Genomic DNA, 11125 nt, shown 5'->3' with positions numbered 1-11125 from the left:
CGGGCCATGTTGCTCCACCCCTTGCTCCTCGGTTGTGCCCCAACTTTTCATTGAACCTTTTACCACCTTGTGGCATTGAAGGATCAGCTACGGACAGCGGGGCTTCCGGTAACACGGTCGCCGCAGCATGTGCGCCTATAGGGCCGGTACACCACGGTAAGGCACACCCGCACCTTTGAAGGGCCTCCGCCTAAAGCGGGGGCCCTTTCTGGTTATGGCAGTCTCTTTCCTTTATACAGGCAGGTGCGTAAGAGCATGTGCAGGTTATAGCGTCGCTTGACGTGCCTGAAGATCACCTTGCGTACGTAACAGCTCGTAATCATCAGGTTCACATCGGCTTCGTGCCCCTTGCCGGGGTATAGATAGAAGAATACTACCTGATGCTCTCCGTCCGTCAGTTCGCGAACACGGCCGGGCGCGATATCGATAATTGCATAATTCATCGCCCGGTTGCGATCGACGGAATCCCAACAAAAATAATTCTGCTCAACCATTCGCTTCGACAGTTCGGGTAGTCCAAGCGAAAAGGCGTAGCGATCCTCGCAGAATCGCCGTGGCTTGCCGTTCTCATCTTCCAGATGGTGCTCGCCTCGCTCACACCCTTGCGAAATGGTATGCAACCCGAGGCAAATACGGATCCGCAGATCCGCCCCATCCTTACCCTTGCCGGGCAGGGTGACCACAAAACTGCGAAGATGCCGCAGATCTCTTAAAACGCCATCGACTTCGATCTCGTCCATGTTGCCGATCATACGCTTTGTCGTGCAAGGCAGATAAAGGGCCGTGCATGGTCATCGCACATTCTGAAGGTCGCGCCCCTCGATTTCAAGTTGGCGCGGATGGCGGTTCGCCACCCCAGATGACGCCATTGTCATCATAAAAACCGCCGCATTCCCCCAAAACGTCATCAAGCCGCAATGATCCGGCACCAAGGGACGGCCGCATAATCCTTTGGGGGGAATCCATATCATGACCTCGTTCAACCTGCGTTTCGCGGGGCGGCTCTTTGCGTCCAGCGCGCTGGCTCTTCTGCTTGCCACGCCCGCCTTTGCGGCCGAGCCCGAACCGGCCAAGACCGCCGCGCCCGACGACCAGAAGACCAATGCCGACGGTTCGCTCAACGAGGTCATCGTCACCGCCGAGAAGCGCCCCCAGAGCCTGCAGAAGACCCCGATCGCGATCTCGGTCCTGTCCGCCGAGGATCTCCAGAACCGCCACGTCCAGTCGCTGGTCGACCTTCAGGACGGCGCAATCCCTTCGCTTCGCGTCGCGCCCTTCTATTCGCGCAACTCGGCGCTCATCATGAACATCCGCGGCATCGGCGTGCTGGCCGACAGCAACCAGCCCGCGCGCGACCAGGGCGTGGGCGTCTATATCGACGGCGTGTATCTGGGCCGCGCCCAGGGGCTGGGCACCGCGCTCTATGATATCGAGAGCATCGAGGTGCTGAAGGGTCCGCAGGGCACGCTGTTCGGCCGCAATACCGAGGGCGGCGCGGTCAGCATCGTGACCAAAAAGCCCACCGGTCAGTTCGGCCTCACCGCGACCGCGGGCATCGGCAATTTCGGCAGCCACAAGGCCGAGGCGCATCTCAACCTGCCCGAATGGCATAATTTCAGCGTCAAGCTGGACGGCATCGTCACCAAGCGCGACGGCCTGGTCGCCAACCCGCTGCCCGGCCAGTCGGACTTCAACGGCTTCGACCGGCACGGCGCGCATGTCGAGATACTGTGGAAGCCCGAAAGCGGCGTCAGTGCCGACTATGCCTTCGACACATCCTATGACGCCTCGACCCCGCTCTATCTCCAGGCGATCACGGCCGGAACGCTGGCCCGCGCGCCCGCCTTGCCGCTCCAGCCCGACCGCGTCCGCACCGCCAGCATCGGCGTGCCGCAGCAGGAGAGCATCGGGCGCACCCATGGCCACCGCCTGACCCTGGGCCTGGACATCGCGCCGGGGCTTCAGCTCAAGTCGATCACCGCCTATCGCGAGCTGAACCAGAGCCAATATGACAATGGCGGGCAGAACAGCTCGACCTACAAGCCGAACGGCGCGTTCAGCCGCTACAGCCTGGCCGGGTTCGCGCAGAACCAGTTCAGCCAGGAAATCCAGCTGATCGGCGACACGCCGCGCCTGAAATATGTGCTGGGCGCAATGGCGTACCGCGAGCATACCGAGGACAATGCCCAGGCGTTCAACTCGATGCTGTGGAACGCCGACGGCACCGCCGCCACGGTCGCCACCTATAATATCGCCACCGTCCCCTATGACCGCGCCAGCCGGATCACGACGCGCAGCATCGGCGCGTTCGGCCAAGCGACCTGGACTCCGGGAATCGCCGACGACCGGCTGCACCTGACCGCGGGCGCGCGCTATACCCGCGACATGAAGCGGGGCGAGTTGTTCATCGTCAACGGCAAGACCCCCAGCGTCAACGGCGTGGTCGCGCCGCGCGCGCTGGACGCGGCCTGGTCGCGGGTCGATCCGCTGGTGACGCTGGCCTATGACGTGACCCAGGCGGTGCATGTCTATGGCAAATGGTCGGAGGGGTATAAGTCGGGCGGCGCCAATTCGCGCTCGCTGACCTATGCGCCGTTCAACCCGGAAACGCTGTCGATGTTCGAGATCGGCGCCAAGAGCGAGTTCCTCGACCGCCGCGTCCGGCTGAACCTGGCCGCCTATACCGGCGCCTACAAGTCGATCCAGATCGATTTCCAGGCCAATTATCTGCAGTTCGACGCGAACGGCAAGCTGCTGGAGACCACCCGCACCACGATCGAGACGACCAATGCGCCCGGCACCGGCCGCGCCAAGGGGATCGAGGCGGAGCTGACCGTCGCGCCGATGGCGGGCCTGACGCTGACCGCCAGCTATTCCTATAACGACCTGACCATCCCGGCGACGGTGAACCCCTTCCCGCAGGGGGTGAACGGCACGGTCGTCGCCACGCCGATCAAGATCTATCCGGTCTATACCCCCGCGCACGCCGCCAGCGGCGCGATCGATTATGAGCGGCCGATGGGCGATTACAGCCTGGTCGCGCATCTCGACGCCAATTACGACAGCGGCTTCTATGCCAATTACAACGACCCCGCGCCGGGGGTGAACCAGCCCAAGGGCGATCCGGGCTTCATCGTCAACGGCCGGATCGGCGTGACCGACATCGCGCTGAACGACACCGGCGCGCGGCTGAGCGTGTCGGCCTGGGCGCGCAACCTGCTGAACGAGCAGCATCTGTTCTACAAGACGCTGAACACCGCGACCGGCGTGTCGGGCTTCTTCAACGAGGCGCGCACCTATGGCCTGGAAGCGACGGTGAAGTTCTGATGCGCCGCGCGGTCGCCCTGGCGATGCTGCTGTCGGTCCCGGCGGGGGTGGGGGCTTCGGCGCCCGCCCCGGTGGCGGGGGCGGTGCACCGGCGCGTGCTGCCGCTTCAGGGCGGCCGCAATTTCCGCGATCTGGGCGGCTATCGCACCGCCGACGGGCGGATGGTGAAATGGGGGCTGCTCTATCGCTCGGGGCAGATGCACGACCTGACCCCGGCGGACTATGCCTATCTGCAAAGGCTGGGCATCCGCACCGTCTGCGACTTTCGCGACACGCGCGAGCGGGCGGGCGAGCCGACGCTCTGGCCTGCGGGTCGCAAGCCCAAGCTGCTGAGCGACGATTATGCGCTCGACATGAGCGGCATGATGCTGCCCGGCGATCCGTCGACTTGGACGCATGAGCAGGTGGTCACGGCGATGACCGCGACCTATCCAAAGCTGCTCGACCAGTTTCGCGGCCAGTATGCCCGCATGTTCGCCGAGCTGCTGGCGGGCGACGTGCCGCTGGCCTTTCACTGCACGGCGGGCAAGGACCGGACGGGCGTCGCGGCCGCCCTCCTGCTGACCGCGCTTGGCGTGCCGAGGGCGACGATCGTCGAGGATTACCTACTCTCCAACCAGCACATGGCCCCGCCGCCCGCCCACCCGACCGGCTTCTGGGCGAAACTCTCGCCCGAGGCGGCGCGCGCCTTTGCCGGGGTCGACCGCCGCTATATCGACGCGGTGTTCGCGATGACCGACCGCCATCCGGGCGGGACGATGGGGTATCTCAAGGACGAGCTGGGGCTGGACGCGGCCAAGATCGCGAAGCTGCGCGCGCTGTACCTGACGCGGGGGTGACCGTCATTCCTCCCCTGCAAGGGGAGGTGGCGCGCGCAGCGCGACGGAGGGGTGTCCCGGTCGGAGAGGTCGGGACACCTCACGGCGGGTGACACCCCTCCACCAGCTTTGCCGGTCCCCCTCCCCTTGCAGGGGAGGAATAAGCTTTTGGCGAATGCGCCTCGAAAAACGATTGCGTGACGCCCGCGTCACCCAATCGTCATCCCTTTCACATCGCTTCGTAACAAACCCCCGCCACGGGGGCGGGAACGACCGGCGCCGGGGGGTGTCGGCATGACCAAGCGCCCAGGGGAAGCATCATGCACGCCATCCGTTTCGGCATCCGCGGTTTCGCGGGGGCCTCGCTCATCGCATTGGGCTTTGCCGCCTCGCCCGTTCTGGCCAAGGCTCCTGGCGGAGCGCCGGCGGGCGTTCCTGCGTCGGGGCCGATCCTGTCGGGCCGCCTCTATGACGCGACCGGCGTCGCGCTGCCCGGTGCGCGCGTCACCGTCGAGGGAACGGAGGCGCAGGCGACCACCAATCTCCAGGGCGCGTTCAGCATCGTCACCCCCGACGAGGCGGGCGACGTCACGCTGCGCATCGACTATCTCGGCCGCGCGTCGGTGACCCATGTCGTACCCGCGGCCGATCGCGGACGCCCGGTGGTGCTGACCATGCCGCCCGCCGCTGGCCCGGACCATGAGGTCGTCGTCACCGGCGCCTCGCTGCTCGACAATACCGCGCGCGCACTCAACCAGCAGCGGACCGCCGACAACACCGTCACCATCATCTCGTCGGACGCGATCGGCCGCTTCCCCGATCCCAACATCGCCGAGGCGCTCCAGCGCGCGCCCGGCGTCGGGATCGAGCGCGACCAGGGCGAGGGCCGCTATATCAACGTGCGCGGCGCGCCGAGCGAATGGTCCGCCGTCTCGGTCGACGGCATCCAGATCCCCTCGGTCGATCCGACGACGCGCGCCGTCGACCTCGACACGCTGCCCTCGGACATCGTCGCGAACCTCGAAGTCACCAAGTCGCTGCTCCCCTATCAGGATGCGGATTCGATCGCGGGCGCGGTCAACATCACCACCCGCTCGCCCTTCGACCGCAAGGGCTTTGCGCTGACCGGCATGGCGGGCGCCAGCTACAACCAATATGGCAAGGGTAGCGACTATCGCGGGTCGGCCTCGGTCAGCGACACCTTCGGCCCGGATCGCCAGTTCGGCCTGCTGCTCTCGGGCAGCTATTCGATGACCCATCGCCGGCCCGACAATGTCGAAAATACCTGGAGCCAGACGCCCGCCGGCTTGCGCGTCACCGAGACGCTGTTCAAGGATTACGACACCAAGCGCCAGCGTATCGCGGGCACCGGCGCGTTCGAATGGCGCCCGACCGACGCGACGCATGCCTGGGTGCGCGGCACCTATGCCCGGTTCGAGGATGACGAATATCGCGACCGTATCGGCATATTGTGGAGCGAGGGCACGCTCCTGTCGGGATCGACCGACCGCGCCGCGACCTACCGCAACACCCGCATCGAAAAGCAGGTCCGCCACCGCAAGCAGGTCAACGAGATCTGGTCGGCGACCGCCGGGATCGAGCAGCGGCTGGGCGAAGGCACGATCCGCGCCGACGTGGCGTATAGCGAAAGCTCGCAGACCTATCCGCGTCGCGACGAACTGCTGTTCCGATCGTCGCTGCGGCCGACCTTGTCCTATGATTTCAGCGATTCCGACCTGCCCGGCTATTCGCTGTTCACCTCGAAGGAGCATCTCCAGCTCGGCACCTATAGCTTCCGCGAAAATGCCTATCGGTCGAACACGACGAAGAATGACGAATTCACCGTCGCCGTCCGCTCCGACCTGCCGGTCGGCGATCTCGTGACCTTCTCGACCGGGGGCAAATATCGCGCGCGGCATATCAATGCCGATGAGGAGCGGTTCCGCGATCGCCGTTCGTCCGCCGCACCGAGCCGGAGCCTGGCGGGGCTGTTGTCCGACCAGGAGTCGCGCAATTTCGGCTATGACCTGGGCCAGCGCTTCGACACCGGGCTGGTCGATGCCTATTTCGACGCGACCAAGGCGGCCTCGGAGCGTCGCCTGCCGCAATCGCTGACCGCCGACTATACCGCCGAGGAGAAGATCCTCGGCCTGTTCGGCATGGCCAAATATGTGAAGGACGGCACGACCCTGATCGCCGGGCTTCGCGTCGAGACCACCGATTTCGAGAGCAGCGCGCCCAGCGTCTCGCGCACCGGGGCGGTGACGACCGCGCGGGGGCATAATGGCTATGCCGATGTCTTCCCCAATTTGACGCTGCGCCAGGCCTTCACCCCCAACCTGATCCTGCGCACCGCGCTCAGCCGCGCGATCAACCGCCCCAATTTCCCGCAGATCGCCCCGCGCGTGCTGGAGACGACCGAGGGCAACACGGTCCGGGTCGAGTTCGGCAATCCCGACCTGAAGCCCACCTTGTCGAACAATGTCGATGCGGGCCTGGAATATTACATCCGGCCGCTGGGGGTGATTTCGGTCAACGGCTTCTACAAGGACCTGTCCGACTATCGCTACACGCTGACCAGCACGGGCGTTTACAATGGCGTGGGCGGCGCGATCCTCAGCCGTCCGGTCAATGCGCGGCGTGGCGAGCTGTACGGCGTCGAGCTGAACTGGCAGCAGCAGCTGAGCTTCCTGCCCGGCATGCTGGGCGGGTTGGGCGTGTTCGCCAATTACACCTATACCAAGGGGAGCGCGCGCTTCGACGGGACCTATGCCGGGCGCAGCCGCTTCGCGCTGCCGGGCCAGTCGACGCATATGTGGAATGCCAGCGTCTTCTACGAGCGCGGGCCGGTGAACCTGCGCGTCGCCTATACCAAGCGCAGCGACTATCTGGACGAGATCAACGCCGACAATCCCGCGCTGGATCTGTATTGGGAAGGGCGCGGCCAGCTCGACGTGACGGGCAGCGTGCAGCTGTCACGCGGCATCAACCTGTTCGCCGAGGGCAAGAACCTGACCAACACGCCGGGCGTCCGCTATTTCGGGCAGCGTTACCGGACCTATGAATATGAGAAGTTCGGCTACACCGTGTTCGGTGGCGTGCGGGTGAAGCTGTGAGGGCGGCGCTGACGGCGCTGCTGCTCGCCGGGTGCGCCAGCGTGCCCGGCGCGACGCCGATCGCCGCGCCGACCGTGGCGGCCAGCGCCGAGACCGATCCGGTCGACAGCACCTCCGATGCGGCCGACGATCCCGCCATCTGGCGCAACGCCGCCAATCCGGCCGCGAGCCTGGTGATCGGCACCGACAAGCAGGCGGGCATCCATGTCTATGACCTGGCGGGCAGGCGGCTGTCCTTCACCCCGGCCGCGCGGCTGAACAATGTCGATCTGCGCGAGACGGGGGGGCGGGTGATCGTCGCGGCCAGCGACCGCGCGGACAAGGCGCAGGCGCATGTCGCGCTGTTCACCCTCGACACCGTGGCGCGTCGGCTGGTGCCGATGGGCCGCTATCCGGTGGGGGCGGGCGAGGCGTATGGCATGTGCCTGTGGACCCGCGCCAGTGACAAGGCGCTGTTCGGCTTTGTCGTGCTGAAGGACGGGCGGATCGATCAGGTCCGCATCGACCTGTCCGGGGCGGCCCCGCGCGTCGAGACCGTGCGCAGCATGAAGCTGGGCAGCCAGGCCGAGGGGTGCGTGGTCGATGACCGGACCGGGCTGCTCTATGTGGCGGAGGAGGATGTCGGGCTGTGGCGCTTCGCGGCCGACCCCGCCGCACCCGGCACCGCCACCCCGATCGCGCGGGTCGACGGCCGCACCCTCGTCGCCGATGCCGAGGGGCTGGCGCTGGCACCCCGGGGCGCGAAGGGCGGCTATCTGGTCGTCTCCAGCCAGGGCGACAATGCCTATACGCTCTATCGCCTGCCCGGCGTGATCTATGCCGGGCGCTTCCGCATCGGCGGAGGGGCGATCGACGGGACCAGCGACACCGACGGGATCGAGCTGGCGCTGGGCGATTTCGGCCCCGCTTACCCCAAGGGCCTGTTCGTCGCGCAGGACGGCGACAATGCGCCCGATACCCAGAATTTCAAATATGTCGGCTGGGACAAGGTGCGGAAGGCGCTGGGGTTGTAGGGGAAGGCGCAGCATTCCTCCCCCGTAAGGGGAGAAAAGGGGGGGCCATTCCTTCGCCACGGCATTTGCGATTGCGGGACCGCTCATGCATGGCACGCGGGACAAGGTGCAACGCAAGCTGACGGACGGACCGATGGCCCGCCCCGTCTGGGGATGTTGAAATGAAGATTGCCGTTTTCGGCCTGGGCTATGTCGGACTGTCCAATGCCGTGCTGCTGGCCCAGCACAACCGGGTCGTCGCGGTCGACATCTCGGCCGAGCGGGTCGCGATGGTGAATGCGCGGACCTCGCCGATCATCGATGCCGAGTTGCAGGACTTCCTGACCGGCCGCGACCTGGACCTGTCCGCCACGACCGACGCGGCCGAGGCGCTGGCGGGCGCCGATTACGTCATCGTCGCGACGCCGACCAATTACGACATCGACACCAACAGCTTCAACACCCACTCGGTCGAGGCGGTCATCACCCTGGCCAAGACCCATGCACCGGAGGCCACCGTGGTGGTCAAGTCGACCATCCCGGTCGGCTTCGTCGACGATGTCCGCGCGCGGCTGGATACGACACAGGTCATCTTCAGCCCCGAATTCCTGCGCGAGGGGCGCGCGCTGCACGACAATCTCCACCCGTCGCGGATCATCGTCGGCGAACAGTCGGAGCGGGCGCGGATCTTCGCCGAGCTGCTGGTCCAGGGCGCCGAGAAGGCCGACATCCCGGTCCTGTTCACCGGCACCCGCGAGGCCGAGGCGATCAAGCTGTTCGCCAACACCTATCTTGCGATGCGCGTCGCCTTCTTCAACGAGCTCGACAGCTATGCGATCGCGGGCGACATGGACACGCGCCAGATCATCGAGGGCGTCGGCCTCGACCCGCGCATCGGCACGCACTATAACAATCCCAGCTTCGGCTATGGCGGCTATTGCCTGCCCAAGGACACCAAGCAGCTGCTGGCAAACTATACCAGCGTGCCGCAGAACCTGATCCGCGCGATCGTCGACGCCAACCGCACCCGCAAGGATTTCCTGGCCGACCAGATCATCGCCAGGAAGCCCGGCCGCGTCGGCATCTTCCGCCTGACGATGAAGGCGGGGTCGGACAATTTCCGCCAATCCTCGATCCAGGGCATCATGAAGCGGATCAAGGCCAAGGGGATCGAGGTCGTGGTGTACGAGCCGTCCCTGCACGAAGACGCGTTCTTCGGCTCGCGAGTGGTCCGCGACCTGGCCGCGTTCAAGGCCGATTGCGACGTCATCATCGCCAATCGCAACGACCCCGAACTGGCCGATGTCGCGGACAAGCTGTTCACGCGGGACATCTTCGGCTCGGACTGATCGCCCCCCATTCCTCCCCTGCAAGGGGAGGTGGCAGGCCGAAGGCCTGACGGAGGGGTGTCACCCTCTCGCGAGCGGGACACCCCTCCACCATGCTGCGCATGGTCCCCCTCCCCTTGCAGGGGAGGAATTCAATCACCGGCAGATCCGCACCCGCTCCCAGCCGCGATATTCGGTCCAGCAGCGATGATAGGGGCGATACGGCCGATAGGGCCGGTAGCCATAGCCCGCATCGCGCCAGCCATAACCCCCGTCATAGCCACCCCAATGCGGGGGCGGAGGCGGCGGAGGGGGCGGGGGTGGGGGACCCCAGCCCGGAGGCGGCGGAGGCGGGGGCGGTCCCCATTCCTGCGCACTGGCATTTGCACTGAGCCCCAGCGTTGCGATCGCGAGGCCGGCGACAATGATACGCGTCACCTTCATGACTGGTCCCTCCATGCCCATCACCGGGCATGGCACGGACGTATCACGCGCCGTGCTTCGCGAGGCTGAACGCGGTTGTTCTCTGGCGTTCAGGAATGTCGGGTTGGAGACGCGGGCACGCCTCAGGCGCGCTCCGTCGCCACCTCGCGTGCGACTGCGGTGACATCGCCAGGCGGGGTGTCCCGATCAAAGCGGGGGGGCGTCAGGACTCACTGAATGGACGCCTCGACTTTGGCGGCCGCAGGGTCCAGCAAGCCGATCAGAATCGCCAGTTCATAGCGGGTCTGGCCCTCATAGCCGCTGGTCATCCCGTCGATGGCGCCTTGGACGGACTTGCTGTCGGTGGCATTGAGGGGCAAGAGCCGGGCCGTCGCACGAAGGTCCGCGATACAGGCGACGATCGCATGCCTGCTATGGACATAATCGAGCGCCAGCCGTCGATCTTCGTCGGTCGCCGGTCGCCCCGACCGATCCCGCAATGCCTTTTCCGCCGCGAATCTCAGCGTTCCCGATCGCTCCCATGCCGGGTCGAAACAGGCCCGTGTGCGTGCCAGGGCAGCGGCCAGCACCGGGTCGTGGATGGGCGGTGGCGGCGGGGGAGGCGTGGCGCCCTCGATCATGCAGAAAGGCGGGTGGCATTCCTTCGGCATGCCATAGCTGTCGACGGCGTCGAGCGCGACATCGATCGTCAGGCGATAGGCCTGGTCATGGGCCAGCGCGGCGCTCGCCCGGCTCAGCCGGTATAGCGGTGTAAGCGCACGCACCAACGCGGCCTTGTCGATGGACTCGGGGGACAGGTAGATCGGCCGGCAATCGGACAGGCTGCCGTTCGTCCTGACGGCGCAATTGAACGACAGGCTGAAGTCGACGGCCGCCTCGCGAGGCGCCGCGCGGGTCAGCTCGGCAAGCGTCGGTTCCTTGGCGAATTCCGGCTGACTGTGCATTTCCCAGAAGCCGACCGTCGTATCGACGAAGCGGCCCGACGCGCGCAGCAATCGACTGTCCGGGGCAGGGGGCTGCGCGATGGCCGCCGTCGCGGTCGCGAAGGTCAGCCCCATGAAGACGAGACGTAGAAGCATCGCGACGATCTATCCGATTTT

Annotated in this window: 7 protein-coding genes; 5 read left to right on the top strand and 2 right to left on the bottom strand. The window is 66.0% G+C overall.

The genetic code is table 11. From position 1 onward, the window contains the following. Positions 1–212: 212 nt before the first annotated feature. Entirely contained in the window at positions 213–740 is a 528-nt protein-coding gene (locus tag QE363_RS00135) for a hypothetical protein (RefSeq protein WP_309690543.1), read from the bottom strand. Positions 741–969: 229 nt separating this feature from the next. On the opposite strand from QE363_RS00135, the gene QE363_RS00130 reads away from it, so the two are divergent. The 5 genes from QE363_RS00130 to QE363_RS00110 all read left to right on the top strand — a co-directional run bounded on the left by QE363_RS00130 (position 970) and on the right by QE363_RS00110 (position 9602). After that, entirely contained in the window at positions 970–3327 is a 2358-nt protein-coding gene (locus QE363_RS00130) for a TonB-dependent receptor (RefSeq protein WP_309690541.1), read from the top strand. Continuing rightward, the gene (locus tag QE363_RS00125; protein WP_309690539.1) at positions 3327–4166 is read left to right on the top strand and encodes a tyrosine-protein phosphatase; all 840 of its coding nucleotides are present in this window, start codon (positions 3327–3329) and stop codon (positions 4164–4166) included. The genes QE363_RS00130 and QE363_RS00125 overlap by 1 nt, the downstream gene beginning before the upstream one ends. A 299-nt stretch (positions 4167–4465) precedes the next feature. Then, positions 4466–7261 (top strand): TonB-dependent receptor, encoded by a 2796-nt coding sequence (locus QE363_RS00120; protein WP_309690537.1) that lies wholly within the window; start codon positions 4466–4468, stop codon positions 7259–7261. Further along, a complete protein-coding gene (locus tag QE363_RS00115; protein ID WP_309690534.1) occupies positions 7258–8274 on the top strand; it encodes a phytase in 1017 nt (338 codons plus the stop codon). The genes QE363_RS00120 and QE363_RS00115 overlap by 4 nt, the downstream gene beginning before the upstream one ends. 161 nt (positions 8275–8435) lie before the next feature. Beyond that, positions 8436–9602, top strand: coding sequence for a nucleotide sugar dehydrogenase (locus tag QE363_RS00110; protein ID WP_309690531.1), 1167 nt, complete (start codon positions 8436–8438; stop codon positions 9600–9602). Between the two features lie 632 nt (positions 9603–10234). Here QE363_RS00110 and QE363_RS00105 read toward each other — a convergent pair. Beyond that, entirely contained in the window at positions 10235–11104 is an 870-nt protein-coding gene (locus tag QE363_RS00105; RefSeq protein ID WP_309690529.1) for a hypothetical protein, read from the bottom strand. Positions 11105–11125 lie beyond the last annotated feature (21 nt).

It is taken from the genome of Sphingomonas sp. SORGH_AS_0870 (assembly GCF_031453175.1).
Taxonomy (GTDB): domain Bacteria; phylum Pseudomonadota; class Alphaproteobacteria; order Sphingomonadales; family Sphingomonadaceae; genus Sphingomonas.
The sequence above is the reverse complement of the archived record's forward strand: the minus strand, read 5'-3'. Positions and strand labels throughout refer to the sequence as shown.

Coding starts and splice junctions, on each gene's coding strand:
- QE363_RS00135 (WP_309690543.1), bottom strand. CDS start 740: ATGGACGAGATCGAAGTCGATGGCGTTTTAAGAGATCTGCGGCATCTT.
- QE363_RS00130 (WP_309690541.1), top strand. CDS start 970: ATGACCTCGTTCAACCTGCGTTTCGCGGGGCGGCTCTTTGCGTCCAGC.
- QE363_RS00125 (WP_309690539.1), top strand. CDS start 3,327: ATGCGCCGCGCGGTCGCCCTGGCGATGCTGCTGTCGGTCCCGGCGGGG.
- QE363_RS00120 (WP_309690537.1), top strand. CDS start 4,466: ATGCACGCCATCCGTTTCGGCATCCGCGGTTTCGCGGGGGCCTCGCTC.
- QE363_RS00110 (WP_309690531.1), top strand. CDS start 8,436: ATGAAGATTGCCGTTTTCGGCCTGGGCTATGTCGGACTGTCCAATGCC.
- QE363_RS00105 (WP_309690529.1), bottom strand. CDS start 11,104: ATGCTTCTACGTCTCGTCTTCATGGGGCTGACCTTCGCGACCGCGACG.